The organism is Pyxidicoccus caerfyrddinensis (assembly GCF_010894405.1).
Lineage (GTDB): Bacteria > Myxococcota > Myxococcia > Myxococcales > Myxococcaceae > Myxococcus > Myxococcus caerfyrddinensis.
In genome coordinates, this window is record NZ_JAAIYA010000001.1 from 520,699 (window position 1) to 535,562 (window position 14,864).

Here is a 14,864-nt window from a genome sequence, read left to right on the forward strand (position 1 = left end):
AGGGTGCTGACATCGGGGCGGATCCCCAGGTCACGGAGCCGACGAGGCGCAAACTGATGCACAGAATTCGTGCGCGATCCGGTAGCGCTCTCGTACCGCCTGACTTTTCCACCCAGGGGGCACGAATTGCGAAACCAGGGCCACTGCACGTCTCGCGAGGTAAATCCACCCAAAGCGAGACACATGGCAGCGCTCCACCAGGTCCACTTCAACAGGGCTTCTTTTCCTCGCGTGCCACCCCGAGCTGGACCCCAGGTCCGCGACAGCGCCTCGCGCTTCGACGCGCGTCACGACAACGCGCGCGTCCACGGGCCACGGCTCCCCTGGGCCGACACCGGGGAAACGTCGTCCCACCAACACTCGTGTGATTGAGGTCCGAGGTCCGGGGTCCACCCTGCGGGCTCCGCCACCTGGCTGCGCCTGGGCCAGGGGTGTCCCGAACGCCCCTCTTCCCAGCCGTGTATTCCGATGACGTATGTTTCCCGGGATATGCAGCCCTAGGGCTGTTTCCATGACCCCATGTCCTGACGAGAACGAGCTTCTGGAGTGGGAGCAGGGGCGCCTGTCCGCGGGCGCAGTGGCGCAGTTGGAGGCACACCTGGACGGGTGCGCGGTGTGCTGCACGGTGGTGGCGGGACTCAAGGGACAGGGGACCCTGGACTCCCTGGCTACGCCCGCCCCGGGCGCTCCTCCGCAGGCTGGAGCGCACGTGGGGCGCTACGTGCTGCTGCGCCGCGTGGGCGAGGGCGGCATGGGGGTGGTCTTCGCCGCGTATGACCCGGACCTGGACCGGGAGGTGGCGCTCAAGCTGCTCAAGCCCGGGGCCGTGGCGGACGCGGAGGCTCGCGGGCGGCTGGTGCGCGAGGCCCAGGCGCTGGCCCGGCTCTCCCACCCCAACGTCGTCATCGTGCATGACGTGGGCCTGGACGGGGACACCGTCTTCCTCGCCATGGAGCTCGTGCGAGGAAGGACGCTGCGCCACTGGCTGGCGGAGGCGCAGCGGCCATGGCGTGAGGTGCTCGCGCGCTTCCTCCATGCGGGCCAGGGGCTCGCGGCCGCGCACGCCGTGGGGCTGGTGCACCGCGACTTCAAGCCGGACAACGTGCTGCTGGGCGACGACGGACAGGTGCGCGTCACCGACTTCGGCCTCGCACGCCTCGCCCCCGCCGAGCCGGGAACTGGCGACGGGCCCACCTCGGAGTCCCCGCCAAGGGAAAGCGACACCCTCGCAGGCGTGCGGCAGGGAACGCCCGCGTACATGTCCCCGGAGCAGTGGCGAGGCCAGCGTGCGGACGCGCGCAGCGACCAGTTCAGCTTCTGCGTCGCGCTGTACGAGGCCCTCTTCGGCCAGCGGCCCTTCGCGGGAGGCACGGCGGCGGAGCGCGCCCAGGCCCTGCGCGAAGGACGGCTCACGCCGCCCCCCCGTGGCTCGCGCGTGCCCGGCACCGTGCGCGACGCCGTGCTGCGCGGCCTGTCCGTGGAGCCGGCCTCGCGCCACCCTTCCCTGGACGCACTGCTGGCCCGGCTCGAGTCCGGCACGCGCGCGCGCCGCTGGCGCCTGGCGGCCGTGGCACTGGCCACGGGCGTGGCGGCCAGCACCGCCGTGGGCTTCGCACTGGCACGGGGTGACGCCGCGCAGGTGTGCACCGGTCTGGAGGCCCGACTGGAGGGTACCTGGGACGCGACGCACCGGGCCCGGCTGGAGCAGCGCTTCCATCAGGGCGCACTGCCGGCGCCCGAAGACGCCTTCGAGTCCACCGCGCGCGCGTTGGACGCCTATGCCCAGGCGTTGGTGGCCCAGGAGCGTCAGTCCTGCGAGGACACGCGCGTGCGGCAGGCACAGTCCGAGCAACTGATGGACCTGCGCGCCGCGTGCCTGGATGGCCGGCGCCGCGCGCTGCGCGTCCTGGTGGAGCTGCTGGAGGGAGGCGAGCGCGAGGCCCTCACCCGGGCGCCCGAGGCCGCGCGGCAGCTCCCCTCCCTGGCCGCGTGCGCGGACCGCGACGCGCTCGCCCGCGTGGAACCGCTGCCGCAGGCCGCGGAAGCGCGTGAGCAACTGGCGGCGCTGGGCCGGGAGCTGGACGGTCTGCGCGTGCAGGGCGCAGCCGGATTCCATGCGCGCGTCCTGCCCCCGCTCGAGGCCGTGGTGACATCCCTTCGCGGACTGGGACACCGGCCCACGCTGGCGCGCGCCCTGCTGCTGCTGGGCGAGCTGCGGGGCACGGCCGGGAGCTTCGCGCCGGCGCGCGAAGCGCTGGAGGAGGCGGTGCGCGTCGCGGAGGCCGGGCACGACGACGAGACGGCCGCCCACGCTTGGAACCGCCTCCTCTACACGGAAGTCGAGGGCATGGGCCTGGTGAAGGAGGCCGAGCGCACCGCGCGCATGGCGGAGGCGGCCCTGGAGCGACTGGGCCCCGAGGCCTCCCTGGAGGTGGCCGCGGAGCTGCACCGCGTCCGCAGCAACCTCCGCTACCGTCAGGGCGACTACGCACGGGCGCTCGACGACGCCAGCAAGTCCCTCGCGCTGCTGGAGCGGGCGCGCGGGCCGCGGGACGTGGCGCTCGCCGACGTGCTCATCGGCATGGGCCAGGCGCTCAACGCACTGGGGCGCTACGCCGAGGCAGAGCGGCACCATGCGCGCGCCCTCGCGCTGGTGGAAGCGGTGTACGGCCTCGAGCATCCGCTGCGCGCCGCGCACCTCAACAACGTGGCCACCGCGCTGCGGCTCCAGGGGAAGGTGGCCGAGGCGGTGGCGCGCTACGGCGAGGCCCTCGCGCTAGGCGAGCGCCTCCTCGGGGCAGAGCACTCCAGCACCAGCATGATCCGGGTGAACCTGGGCGACGCGCTCTCGCGACAGGGCCAGCTCGCGGAGGCGCTGCCCAACTACGAGCGCGCCCTGGCGAGCCTGCGCAAGGAAGGGAACGGCGGGCAGCTGCGGATGGCCAACGTGCTGCTGAGCCTGGGCAATGCCCGAGCGGACCTGGGCCAGCTCGCGCAGGCGGAGGCGGCCTACCGCGAGGCGCTCGCCATCCAGGTGGCACAGCTCGGCCCCCAGCACCCGGATGTGGCCCTGTCGCGCAACAACCTGGGCTTCGTGGCGATGGACGCGGGCCGCCTCGAGGAGGCGCGCGCCCACTTCGAAGCGGCGCGCGCGCTGTGGGAGACCACGCTCGGCCCCGGCCACCCGAAGGTGGCCAGCGCGCTGTACAACCTGGGGCACGTGGAGCTGCGCCTGCGCAGGGTGGGCCCGGCGCTCGTCCACCTGCGGCGGGCGCTGGAGGTGCGCGAGCAGGCGCTCGGGGCGGAGCACCCCCGGGTGGCGCAGACGCTCGGGCTGCTGGGCGAGGCACTGCTGGAGGGCGGCCAGTTGCGCGAGGCCCGCGAGCCGCTGGAGCGCGCGGTGGCGCTCTCCGCGCGCGTGGAGCTGGCTCCGCCCGAGCGGGCCCGCGCGCACTTCGCGCTCGCCCGCGTCCTCTGGCAGTCGCGCGCGGAGCGTCCCCGGGCGCTCGCCCTGGCGCGGGAGGCCCACGAGGCCTACGCACGCGGCGCACCCGCCTACGCGCCCCGGGCGCGCGAGGTGCAGGTCTGGCTGTCCGCGCACGGCCCCTCCTGAGCGGGGCACCGTGTCTCACTCCCGTCCGCGTAGGCGGGCTCGTCGGTGGAGGTGCTTCGTGTCGTCCGAGCAGATCGAGTCCTTCCTGTCACGGGCGCCGCGAGCGCTCGTCCCGGCGTTGCGGGCCCACGCGGGCCTGGAGGAAGCGCTCGCGGCCCTGGTGCGCGACGCGCGCGAGGCGTGGCCGCGGGTGGACATGGATGCAGGGGCCTTCCTGGCGCACGTGGCCGAGCGGCTGCCCCCCACGGGCGAGGCCGGCGAGGTGCTCGCGAGCCTGCGCGCGGGGGAGCTCTTCCTCGCCTTCGCCTGCGCGCGGGGAGATGCGCGGGCGCTCGAGGCGCTCGACGCGCACGTGCTGTCACAGGTGGGGTCGTGGCTGCCGCGCGAGGCGCCCTCTGTCGTGGACGAGCTGCGGCAGGTGTTGAGCCAGCGGCTGCTCATCCCGGTGGACGGGGCGGCGCCGAAGCTGGCCTCCTATTCCGGGCGCGGTCCGCTGGCGCAGTGGGTGCGGGCGGTGGCGTTGCGGCTCCACATCGACCAGCAGCGCGCCGCGCCGCGCGAGCAGCCCGTGGGGGATGCCCCCGCGGAGCTGGCGGAGCGGCTGGGCGCCGACCCCGAGCTGGCCTTCATCCGCGAGCGGCACCAGGAGGACTTCCGCGTGGCCTTCCGCGCCGCGCTGGGCCGGCTGGAGTCCCGGGAGCGCAACCTGCTGCGGCTGCACCACGTGCACGGCCTGTCCATGGACTCGGTGGGCGCCACCTATCAGGCACCCCGCTCCACCGTCGCGCGCTGGATTGCCCGCGCCCGCGAGCAACTGCTGGCGCTCACCCGCGAGGAAATGACGGCGCGGCTGGGGCTCACGTCCAACGAGCTGGACAGCATGCTGCGCCTCGTGTGCAGCCAGCTCGACGTCAGCTTGCGTCAGCTCATGACGGACTGACGGGCGCTGAAATCGCGCCGGCCGGGTGGGACGAAATTCCCCTTTTCTCGTCAAAGGGGAGGTACCGCAGCGTTCCCCCTCGGAGACAATCATGACGAAGAGAAAGACGCGTTCCTGGGTCCTGCCGTTGGCGCTCTTGGGCGCGATGGGTTGTGCCAAGACCGGAGGCGATGAAGCGCTCCCAGTCCCTGCGGCGGACGCCGAGGTGTCGGCGTGGGTGCCCGGTACGCCGGTGCCGACCCAGGCGCACGCGGAGGGAACGGCGCACACGCTCATGGTCGACTGGATCCTCGAAGAGGACTCCGTCGATGAGCTGACCGACCACTCCGCGTTGATCATCCACGGCCAGGTGGAGTCCACGCGCTTTGATGTCATCCGCACCTGGGCGCAGTCCAAGCTGGAGGGGCACCCCACCGGAGAGGCGAGCGGCCTCTACACCGACCTTCCGGTGACCATCGCGACCGTGAGGATTGGCGACCTCGCGCGCGCTTCACAGGGGCTGAAGACGGCCTCGGGCGGCGCGCTCGCGCAGGGGGCCACCGTGGACGTCATGTTCCCCGGCGGCCTGCTCTCCGACGGCTGCACGCTCGCGCCGGAGGACAACCCGCTGCCGGAGGTGGGCGAGCAGGCGGTCTTCTTCCTCACGCCGCAAGGGGGCACCGCGTCCATGGCCGCGCGCTCCACGGCGGGCCTCTACGCCGTGACGGGCGGCCCGCGGGGCCGGGTCCAGGTGCAGGGCGGCCTCGTCCAGGGCGCGAGCGCGTCGCGTCACGCCGCCGCGATTGAAGCGTACGTGGGCCAGCCGGTCGACGCGCTGCTCAACAAGGTCGAGGCCCGCGCCCAGGCCGTCGCGTACGTGAGCCCCGAGGCGCGCCCGGTGCCCACGGTGAAAGAGGCCCCTCACGAGGGACCGACCGCCCAGAGCTGGTGCGGGCTTGCACGCTTTGGCTACAAGTGGTGCCGGAATCCCACGAACGTCACCTTCACGGACTACACGGGCACGCGTTGGCCCGTCGGTGACGCCATGAACGCGTGGATGTACACGAGCGTTTCCAACAACCTGTATCTCTACTGGCGTTCCAGCGGCGCCTCCGACGTCTACGTCTACGAGGCGTATTACGGCTACAACGGCTGGTACGGGTACGCGACGAACAACTGGTCGGGCACCTGCATGACCCGGAGCACCATCCAGCTGAACAACACGTACTACACGGGCGCGCACTACGCGAAGACCGTCGCAATCCACGAAGTCGGGCACAGCATCGGCTTCAACCACCACCCGAACTGCAACTCCATCATGTACATCGACCCCACCCAGTGTGCGGCCACCACCACGTCCTGCGACGCGCAGGCCGCGGCCGAGCTCTATCCGCAGTGAGCGCGAGCCGGGCACGGGGTGACCCGCGCCACGCACTCCGCATCAAGCCTCCGAGTCGAAAGACTCGGGGGCTTTTGTTCTTCTACACGCCGCGAAGAAGGAGGCCGCCCACACCCCACCGGGCGGCCCGTCCCCTGCCCTACCCGCGCGCCGCCAGCACCCGGCCCAGCCGCGCCACGGCCTCTTCAATCTTCGCCGGCTCGCAGTTGCTGAAGTTCAGCCGCATGCAGTGCGCCGCGGACCTTCCTCCCGCCACGGAGAACGCCTGCCCGGGCAGGTACGCCACCTTCTCCGTCTCCAGCGCGCGCGGCAGCAGCGCGGTGGTGTCCGCGCCTTCCGGCAGCTCCACCCAGACGAACATGCCGCTCGTGGGCTTCGTCCACGTCGCGCCCTTCGGCATGTGCGTCTCCAGCGCCTTCAACAGCGCGTCGCGCCGCAGCCGGTACTCCTGGCGCAGCCGCGACAGGTGTCCCTCCAGCTTCCCCGAGTCCAGGAACGACAGGACGATGCGCTGCGTGAAGGTCGCCGTGTCGATGTCGCTCGACTCCTTCACGGTGGCCAGCCGGAACACCATCTGCTCCGGCACCACCACCCAGCCCACGCGCAGGGCCGGCGCGAGAATCTTCGAGAACGAGCCCACGTAGAACACCCACTGGTCGTCCAGCGCGCGCAACGGCGGCAGCACCGTGTCCTCGTACTGGAGGAAGCCGTACGCGTCGTCCTCGATGATGGGCATCTTGTAGTCGCGCGCCAGCTTCACCAGCCGCTCGCGCGCCTCCATCGCCAGGCCCGTGCCCAGCGGGTTGTGCCCGTCGCTCATCGTGTACAGGAACGCCGGCCGCTCCCCTGCCTTCAGCATCGACTCCACCGCGTCCAGGTCGATGCCCGTGCGCGCATCCCGCCGCACCGGCAGCCGCTTCGCCTGGTACGGCTCCAGGACCTGCTGGAACCCCGAGTACACCCGGTCCTCCAGCATCACCGACTGGCCCGGCTCCAGCATCAGCCGCACCAGGAGGTTCATTCCCTGCTGCGCGCCCGTCGTGAGGAACACCTGCTGCGGCGTGCAGCGCACGCCCCGCTTCGCCATCATCGCGACGACGTGCTCGCGCAGCGGCTGCAGCGTGGCCGAGTACTGCAGCGCCCCGCCCTGCTCCGACAGGACGCGCACCGCCGCCTGCCCCATGCCTTCCGTGGGGAACAGCTCCGCGGCCGGCAGGCCCAGCGCCAGGGAGAAGACGCCCGGCTTGGTGATGTTCTGCAGCATGTCCTGCATGGCGGACGGCGCCAGCCGCCGCGCCCAGGACGCCAGGGGAAGCTCAGGGGTGTTCATCGAGGACGACATGGTTCAAGGCCTCCGGGCCTGCTCGCGCTCCACCGCTTCGAACAACGCGCGGATGTTGGCACCGCCAAAACCGCGCGCGTCCTTGCGCTGGATGACTTCGAAGAAGAGGGTGCGCCGCGAGTGCATGGAGCGGGTGAATGCCTGCAACAGCAGCCCCCAGTCATCACGGTCCACCAGGATGCCGTAGTCTCGCGTCCGGGCCACGTCCAGGTCCAGCCTCCCCAGCCGCTCCTCGAGCACCTCGTAGTAGCTCGGCGGGATATCCAGGAAATCCACTCCGCGTGAGCGCAGCGCCCGGATGGCCGCCTCGATGTCGTGGCTCAGCATGGCGAAGTGCTGCACGCCCGGGCCGCCGTGGCGCGCCAGGAAGTCGTCAATCTGCCCCGGCTTGCCGTCCCGCGTGGGCTCCATCATCGGGAAGCAGATGCGCCCGTTGTCGTTCTGCACCACCTTGGAGTTCATCCCGCTCTCCCCCGTCCGCACGTTCTCCTCGTGCGACTCGTGGAAGCCGAAGACGTCCCGGTAGAAGCGCACCATGGGCTCCAGCTGCCCCGGCTCCAGGGCAATGGCCAGGTGGTCCAACGCGGCGAAGGGCTCGAACGCGGGCAGCGGGAAGCCCTCCGTCACCGGCTGGTATACGCCGGGCAGGAAGTCCTCCGGCCCGCCCCGCGACTCGCGCTGGACGAAGGAGTGCACCACGTCCCCCATCGCCGCCACCGTCGCGCGCGTCACCCGGGCCGCGCCGTCGCCACACACCACGGGCCCGCTCACCGGCCGCGCACCCCGGCGCACCGCGTCCCGGAAGGCCGCTTCCGCGTCCGTCACGCGCAGGGCGATGTCCCGCACCGCGTCCCCATGGCGCCGCACGAAGTCCGCGGAAGGCCCCTCGCCCGAGGCCTCCGTCAGCACCAGCCGCAGGTGGCCTTGCTGCAGCAGCAGCGAGCGTTGCCCCTCCGCCCCCGCCCTCCCCACGACGCGAAACCCGAACGTGCCCACATAGAAGAGCGCCGCCGCCCCCGCGTCCTCCACCCACAGCTCCACATGGTCAATTTCCCTGAAATACATGCGTTCCCCCGAAGCAGGGGGTGCATGCTACTTCATTGAAATATGAACATTCCAGATAGGGCGGAATAGCGCAGAAGGCCGCCCTCATGGGTAGCCTCGCGCTTTCGTGCCCGCCCGCCGGCTCAGGGCGCCGTGAGGAAGTTGAAGCCGTCCTTGGCGATGCTGCTGGGAATCGCGTGGGGCCCGTCGAACTCGCGGTAGTCCACCACGTAGTCCTCCTTCAGGAGCTGCTCGTTGATGTAGCGGCCCCCGAAGTCGATGGGCAGCACCGCGTCCTGGGTGCCGTGGGACATGAACACGGTGGGCTTGCCCCGGAGCTCGGAGGCGGCGACGAAGCCCGGCGAGAAGGCGGCGATGCGGCGGAAGAACCCACCGTTGGTGAGCCCGACGGACAGCGCGTAGCTGGCCCCGTCGGAGAAGCCGCAGATGGAGACGCGCGCCGGGTCCACGGAGTACTCGCGGAACACGCGGTCCAGCCCGAGCCGGATGCGGGCCAGGTCCACGTTGTAGTGGCCCCGCTCGATCATGTCCCACGTGAAGCCCACCGCCTTGGGCGCCATCACCAGCGTGCCGTTGGCCTTGGCCTCCTCGCGCATGACGCCCAGGATGGCCTCCGGCTTGCCGCCGGCCCCGTGCAGCAGCACCACCAGCGGCGCGGGCGTGTCCGGCTGGTAGCTGTCCGGCACCAGCAACAGCCCGGCATCCGGGTTGTCCACGTCCATGGGCAGCTCCCCTCGCAGCGCCGAGGGCTCGGTGGGCGACGTCACCTGCAGGTCCATGCGCGCCGAGCCGAAGCGGGCCTCCGTCAGGTGACCCGGCTCGCTGCACCCGGCCATCGTCACCAGCAGGACCAGGAGGGCCCCTGCCGGCCCTCCCCGGAACGTCGCGCGTGCGGTCTTCATCCGTGGCTACCCCTTGTAAGTGTCCGGGTGTCTCGTCCGGGAAACGCGGCAGCCACCGGCGCCATATCGCGCTGGGGGGCCTTCACCTGCATGCAGGGGGGCACCTTCACCGCCCGTGTCACCCCGGGCCCCCACCCGTGCGTGTGGACCGAAATCCGTGTATCAACCGTGCTTCGCTGCTCGCAAGCCCCGCCGGAAAATCAAGCCTCGCCCGGAGACTGTGATGCTGGACCGCCCGATGTACCTGAAGCCGAACGTCGCCATCGAGCCGCTCTACAACCAGTGGTACACGTGGTGGTACCTGCTGTCCCCGGCAACGGCTCCGCTGTTCGTGACGAACCTGCATCAAAAGCTGATGCAGTCCTTCGTCGCCAACCCGGACGTGCACGTGGCGGCGCTGAAGAACCCGCTGCTGATGGGCGGCCCCTTCATCAACCACCCGGCCTCGCGCGTGCCGCAGGTGAAGGAGTTGCTGGAGCGCACCCAGCGCGAGCAGGCGCACATGCTGGCGTACACCAAGGCCATGGCGGAGCTGGAGCAGCTCATGGCGCCCAACAACGGTGGCTCGCTGGAGTCGCTCTACCCCAAGGTGCCGGACCTCCTGCGCGGCTACGTGGAGCTCACGTACGACCTGAGCCACCGCGCGAGCGCCCGCGTCATCGAGCCGCTGCTGTACCGCAGCAAGTTCTACCAGGAGTCCTCGCAGAGCGTGACGCTCAACATGGTGGACGGCGACTGGCGCCCGTACATCTTCAGCACGCCGCGCCTGGAGGAGGACTCGCCCGTGTGGCTGAAGGTGCCCTTCAAGCACGAGGGCCTGGATGAGCTGTTCCGCATGCGCCACACCGCCGGCTCTCCGGGCAAGGTGGCGGAGATGCTGGGCGTGTCCGCCAGCGCCGCGGGCGCCTTCGCCAACCTCTTCACGGAGACCGCGCCGCGCCGCGCGGAGCGCTACTCGGGTGAAGGCGTGCGCGTGCGCTACTTCGGCCACGCCTGCGTGCTGCTGGAGACGAAGGACGTCAGCATCCTCACGGACCCCGTCATCAGCTACGAGTTCCCCACGGAGCTGCCGCGCTTCACCCACTCGGACCTGCCCGAGAAGATCGACTACGTGGTCCTCACGCACGGCCACGCCGACCACCTGATGATGGAGACGCTGCTCCAGCTCCGGCACCGGGTGGGCACCATCATCGTCCCGCGCAACAACGGCAACTCGCTGGCGGACCCCTCGCTGCGGCTGATGCTGCACCACACCGGCTTCAAGAACGTGGTGGAGATCGACGACCTGCAGGAGATTCCCGTGCCGGGCGGCTCCATCACCGGTCTGCCCTTCATGGGCGAGCACAGCGACCTGGCCATCCAGGCGAAGACGGCGCACCTCGTCCGGCTGGGCGGCAAGTCCCTGCTGATGGCCGCGGACTCCAATGCGATCGAGCCGCGCCTGTACCAGCACCTGCGCGACATCGTCGGCTCCATCGACGTGCTCTTCCTCGGCATGGAGTGCGAGGGCGGCCCGATGAGCTGGATGTACGGCCCGCTGCTGAGCAACCCGCTGCCCCGGAAGATGGACCAGGCGCGCCGGCTCAACGGCTCGGACAGCGCCCGCGCCACCGAAATCACCAACTACCTGGCCCCCAAGGAGGTCTACGTCTACGCGATGGGCCAGGAGCCGTGGCTGCGCCACGTGATGATCCTCGTGTACGACGACAAGGCCCCGCAGATCGTCGAGTCGAACAAGTTCCTGGAGCACTGCAAGACGAAGGGCATCCAGGCCGAGCGCCCCTACGTGCGGATGGAGCGCATCCTCAAGTAGGCCCGCGAGTCGAGCCAGGAGCGGGGCCTCGCCGCACAGCGGCTGTGGGGCCCCGCCACCTTCACGCTGGACGCCTGAGACGACTTCAGGCGGCCGCGGCGGAGGCCAGCAGGCCCCGGGCGCGCAGCGTCTCCAGCACGCGCTCCAGGCCCGCCTCCACGGACTCCGCATCCGAGCGCACGGTGGCCTCGGGGGCCTCCGGCGCCTCGTACGGGTCCGACACGCCGGTGAAGTGGGGAATCTCCCCGGCGAGCGCCTTCTTGTAGAGGCCCTTCACGTCGCGGGCGATGAGCGCGTCCAGGCTGGCCTGGATGTAGACCTCGAGGAAGGGCACGCCCTTCGCCGCGGCCATGCGCCGCACCTCGTCCCGCGAGCTCCGGTAGGGAGAGATGGCGGCGACGATGACGCCCACGCCGTGGCGCGCGAGCAGCAGCGCCACGTTGCCGATGCGCCGCACGTTCTCCTCGCGGTCCTCGCGCGAGAAGCCCAGGCCGCGCGACAGCCAGGTGCGCACCTCGTCACCGTCCAGCAACTCCACCGGCCGCATCCCGTCCATGCGCGTCTGCAGCGCGCGGGACAGCGTGCTCTTGCCCGCGCCGGACATACCCGTCAGCCAGAGGATGAATCCCGTTGTCTGCCGCATCGTCAATTCACCTCAAGCCGCGGGGCCGTTGATCATCCCGGCGCCGACCGTGGCGTTGGTCGCCTCGTCGATGAGGATGAAGCTGCCGGTGTAGCGGTTGCGCTGGTACTCGTCGAAGAACAGGGGGACCGTGGTGCGCAGCGTCACCCGGCCAATCTCGTTCAGCTTCAGCTGCGTGCTGTCCCCATCCCGGTGGAGCGTATTCACGTCCAGCCGGTAGTGCAGCTGGTTGATCTTCGCCCGCGCCATGCGCGTGGTGTGCTTGATGGCCAGCCGCGCGCCGGGCTGCAGCGTCGTGGTCTCCGACAGCCAGCACACCATCGCGTCGATGTCCTGGCCCGACGTGGGCGGGTTGCCCGGGCGGCAGAGCATGTCGCCGCGGCTGATGTCCAGCTCCTCGGCCAGCGACACGTTGACGGACATGGGCGGGAAGGCCTCCGTGAGGCTCTTGCCGGCCAGGTCGATGTCGCGGATGCGGGTGGTGAAGCCGGAGGGCATCACCATCACCTCGTCGCCCGGGCGCAGCACGCCGCCCAGCACCTGCCCCGCGTAGGCGCGGTAGTCATGGTACTTCGCGGACATGGGGCGGATGACGCTCTGGACCGGGAAGCGCACGTGGATGAGGTTCCGGTCGGACGCGATGTGCACGTTCTCCAGGTGGTGCAGGAGCGTGGGGCCCTCGTACCAGGGCATCTTGTCCGAGCGCGACACCACGTTGTCCCCACCCAGCGCGGAGATGGGGATGAACGAGAGGTCCTGCACGTCCAGCTTCATGGAGAACTGGCGGAACTCCTCGCGGATGTTGTCGAAGACGGCCTGGTCGAAGCCCACCAGGTCCATCTTGTTGATGCACAACACCAGGTGCGGCACGCGCAAGAGCGACGCGATGAAGGCGTGGCGGCGCGTCTGCTCCAGCACGCCCTTGCGCGCATCCACGAGGATGAGCGCCAGGTCCGCCGTGGACGCGCCCGTCACCATGTTGCGCGTGTACTGCAGGTGTCCGGGTGTGTCCGCGATGATGAACTTGCGCTTCACCGTCGAGAAGTAGCGGTACGCCACGTCGATGGTGATGCCCTGCTCGCGCTCGGCCTTCAGGCCGTCGAGCAGGAGCGCCAGGTTGACGTACTCGTCGCCCCGGGCGCGGCTGGTGCGCTCCACGGCGGCCAATTGGTCCTCGAGGATGGACTTGGTGTCGTAGAGCAGCCGACCAATGAGAGTGCTCTTTCCGTCATCGACGGAGCCCGCGGTCGCGAAACGAAGCAGTTCCACTAGAAGTAACCCTCACGCTTGCGGTCTTCCATCGCCGTCTCGCTGAACTTGTCGTCGGCGCGGCTGGCGCCGCGCTCGGTGACGCGCGAGGCGCGAATCTCGTTGACGACCTGCTCCACGGTGGTGGCCGAGGACTCGACGCACGCGGTGCAGGTCATGTCGCCCACGGTGCGGAAGCGCACCTCGGCGGTGATGACTTCCTCTCCGGGCAGCATCTGGAGGAAGGGCGACCAGGCCATCAGCATGCCGTCGCGGCGGAACACCTCGCGCCGGTGGCTGTAGTAGATGGACGGCAGCGCCACCTTCTCCTGGTCGATGTACTGCCAGATGTCCAGCTCGGTCCAGTTGGACAGGGGGAACACGCGCAGGTGCTCACCCCGGCGGTGGCGCGCGTTGTAGAGGCTCCACAGCTCCGGGCGCTGGTTCTTCGGGTCCCACTGCCCGAACTCGTCGCGGAACGAGAAGACGCGCTCCTTCGCGCGGGCCTTCTCCTCGTCGCGCCGGGCGCCGCCGAACACGGCGTTGAACTGGTGCTTCTCGATCGCCTCCAGCAGGGGCACCGTCTGCGCGCGGTTGCGCGAGGCGCGAGGCCCCTTCTCCTCCGCCACCCGGCCACCGTCGATGGCCTCCTGCACCGACGCGACGATGAGCCGCGCCCCCAGCTCCGCCACACGTGTGTCGCGGTACTGGAGGACCTCCGGGAAGTTATGCCCGGTGTCCACGTGCATCAGCGGGAAAGGCAGCGGCGCCGGCGCGAACGCCTTCACCGCCAGGTGCAACATCACCGCCGAGTCCTTCCCTCCGGAGAACAGCAGGACGGGCCGATCCAGCTCGGCCGCCACCTCACGGATGATGAAGATGGACTCGGCTTCCAGGGCCTCGAGATGTGACAGCTCGTAACTCACGGGGCAGCAAACTAGCACAGCTCTCCGGCAGCCCTGCCAGCCCCCAATATCCGGCGACACTTGATACATCGGGTGAGTCAGGCCGGCTCCGCTACTTCCCGGGTGGGTGGAGGCGGTCCCGGGCTCACGGCCAGTGTGGGTTTGGGGCAGACTGCCTCCGAGGTGGCCATGGACGCCGAGTCATTGCCGCACCCGGAGCCCCGCCTGTTGGCGTGGCGCATCGAGCAGGCGCAGGCGGAGCAGGTGGATCAGACGCCCCTGCCCGGGCGCGTGGGGCGGCCCTCACTGTTCGTGGCGGGTGGGCGCGCCATCTACACCGGTCCCCGGGCGCTGTTCTCCGTGGCGCTGGGCGTGGGGTTGGGCGGCGCGGTGAGCGAGGAGGACATGGACCGGATGGAGGCGTTGCTGGGCCAGGGCGGCGGCGCGGCCCGCATCGAGCTGAACCCGTTCTGCGACCCATCCCTGGCCCAGTCGCTGGCGCGGCGCCGGTATGTCGTGGAGTCCTTCCAGCTCGTCTGGTGGCGCCGTCCGGGAGACGTGCCTCCGCCCCCGCCGGGCGTGACGGTGCGTCCCATGGGGACAGGCGAGGAGCGCACGTGGGCGGGGCTCTTCTTCCACGCGTACGCGGGGCGCCCCGCGGCGGCGGAGGTGGAGTTGATGGGTGGCCTCAACCTGACGCGCACGCCCTGCAATACCTGCTTCCTGGCGTGCGTGGACGGGGAGCCCCGAGGCGTGGGCGTGGTGTCCGCGACGGGCGGCGTGGCGCTGCTGTCGGGGGATGGTGTCCCCCTGCCCTACCGGGGGCGGGGGCTCCAACTGGCGCTCATCCACGCACGGCTGGCGTGGGCGGCCGAGCGTGGCTGCGACGTGGCCACCGCGTCGACGGAGCCCGCCACGGCGTCACAGCGCAGCTACGAGAAGGCAGGGTTTCGCTGCGCGTACCCGAAGCTCATCATGGTGCGTCCCGCCCCGGGGACTTGACCCGTTTTCCGTG

At 70.6% G+C, this 14,864-nt stretch carries 11 protein-coding genes; 5 read left to right on the plus strand and 6 right to left on the minus strand.

Translation table 11 applies throughout. From position 1 onward, the window contains the following. Positions 1-511 precede the first annotated feature (511 nt). The 3 genes from G4D86_RS01890 to G4D86_RS01900 all read left to right on the plus strand — a co-directional run bounded on the left by G4D86_RS01890 (position 512) and on the right by G4D86_RS01900 (position 5,931). Positions 512-3,613, plus strand: coding sequence for a serine/threonine-protein kinase (locus G4D86_RS01890; protein WP_163988723.1), 3,102 nt, complete (start codon positions 512-514; stop codon positions 3,611-3,613). Positions 3,614-3,671: 58 nt separating this feature from the next. Beyond that, positions 3,672-4,553: a sigma-70 family RNA polymerase sigma factor gene (locus G4D86_RS01895; protein WP_163988725.1), complete on the plus strand. Its 882-nt coding sequence runs from the start codon at positions 3,672-3,674 to the stop codon at positions 4,551-4,553. A 91-nt stretch (positions 4,554-4,644) separates the two neighbouring features. Continuing rightward, positions 4,645-5,931: a matrixin family metalloprotease gene (locus G4D86_RS01900; RefSeq protein ID WP_163988727.1), complete on the plus strand. Its 1,287-nt coding sequence runs from the start codon at positions 4,645-4,647 to the stop codon at positions 5,929-5,931. A 139-nt stretch (positions 5,932-6,070) separates the two neighbouring features. Here the strand turns inward: G4D86_RS01900 and G4D86_RS01905 are convergent, their stop codons facing one another. From G4D86_RS01905 to G4D86_RS01915, 3 genes are all read right to left on the minus strand, one after another. Further along, entirely contained in the window at positions 6,071-7,273 is a 1,203-nt protein-coding gene (locus tag G4D86_RS01905) for an aminotransferase-like domain-containing protein (protein WP_163988729.1), read from the minus strand. A gap of 3 nt (positions 7,274-7,276) precedes the next feature. Continuing rightward, positions 7,277-8,338, minus strand: a complete 1,062-nt coding sequence (gene hppD / locus G4D86_RS01910) for a 4-hydroxyphenylpyruvate dioxygenase (protein WP_163988731.1) — start codon at positions 8,336-8,338, stop codon at positions 7,277-7,279. A gap of 122 nt (positions 8,339-8,460) precedes the next feature. Further along, positions 8,461-9,240 carry an alpha/beta hydrolase gene (locus G4D86_RS01915; RefSeq protein ID WP_205519429.1) on the minus strand — a complete coding sequence of 260 codons (780 nt, stop codon included), beginning with the start codon at positions 9,238-9,240 and terminating at the stop codon, positions 8,461-8,463. Positions 9,241-9,463: 223 nt separating this feature from the next. Between G4D86_RS01915 and G4D86_RS01920 the strand changes: the two genes are divergently transcribed. Next, positions 9,464-11,053: an MBL fold metallo-hydrolase gene (locus G4D86_RS01920; protein ID WP_163988732.1), complete on the plus strand. Its 1,590-nt coding sequence runs from the start codon at positions 9,464-9,466 to the stop codon at positions 11,051-11,053. Between the two features lie 85 nt (positions 11,054-11,138). Here G4D86_RS01920 and cysC read toward each other — a convergent pair whose 3' ends face one another. The 3 genes from cysC to cysD are packed head-to-tail and all read right to left on the minus strand — an operon-like array spanning position 11,139 to position 13,870. Beyond that, entirely contained in the window at positions 11,139-11,696 is a 558-nt protein-coding gene (gene cysC / locus G4D86_RS01925) for an adenylyl-sulfate kinase (RefSeq protein ID WP_163988734.1), read from the minus strand. A gap of 12 nt (positions 11,697-11,708) precedes the next feature. Further along, on the minus strand, positions 11,709-12,965 hold the full coding sequence (locus G4D86_RS01930) for a sulfate adenylyltransferase subunit 1 (protein WP_163988736.1): 1,257 nt from the start codon (positions 12,963-12,965) through the stop codon (positions 11,709-11,711). Continuing rightward, positions 12,965-13,870, minus strand: a complete 906-nt coding sequence (cysD, locus tag G4D86_RS01935; RefSeq protein ID WP_163988738.1) for a sulfate adenylyltransferase subunit CysD — start codon at positions 13,868-13,870, stop codon at positions 12,965-12,967. Before cysD ends, G4D86_RS01930 begins: the two co-directional genes overlap by 1 nt. Before the next feature lie 168 nt (positions 13,871-14,038). On the opposite strand from cysD, the gene G4D86_RS01940 reads away from it, so the two are divergent. Further along, positions 14,039-14,851 (plus strand): GNAT family N-acetyltransferase, encoded by an 813-nt coding sequence (locus tag G4D86_RS01940; protein ID WP_163988740.1) that lies wholly within the window; start codon positions 14,039-14,041, stop codon positions 14,849-14,851. Positions 14,852-14,864: the final 13 nt, after the last annotated feature.

What these genes read in the sequence shown, in the direction of transcription:
- G4D86_RS01890 (WP_163988723.1), top strand. Translation starts at nt 512, where the DNA reads ATGACCCCATGTCCTGACGAGAACGAGCTTCTGGAGTGGGAGCAGGGG.
- G4D86_RS01900 (WP_163988727.1), top strand. Translation starts at nt 4,645, where the DNA reads ATGACGAAGAGAAAGACGCGTTCCTGGGTCCTGCCGTTGGCGCTCTTG.
- G4D86_RS01905 (WP_163988729.1), bottom strand. Translation starts at nt 7,273, where the DNA reads ATGTCGTCCTCGATGAACACCCCTGAGCTTCCCCTGGCGTCCTGGGCG.
- hppD (WP_163988731.1), bottom strand. Translation starts at nt 8,338, where the DNA reads ATGTATTTCAGGGAAATTGACCATGTGGAGCTGTGGGTGGAGGACGCG.
- G4D86_RS01915 (WP_205519429.1), bottom strand. Translation starts at nt 9,240, where the DNA reads ATGAAGACCGCACGCGCGACGTTCCGGGGAGGGCCGGCAGGGGCCCTC.
- G4D86_RS01920 (WP_163988732.1), top strand. Translation starts at nt 9,464, where the DNA reads ATGCTGGACCGCCCGATGTACCTGAAGCCGAACGTCGCCATCGAGCCG.
- cysC (WP_163988734.1), bottom strand. Translation starts at nt 11,696, where the DNA reads ATGCGGCAGACAACGGGATTCATCCTCTGGCTGACGGGTATGTCCGGC.
- G4D86_RS01940 (WP_163988740.1), top strand. Translation starts at nt 14,039, where the DNA reads ATGGACGCCGAGTCATTGCCGCACCCGGAGCCCCGCCTGTTGGCGTGG.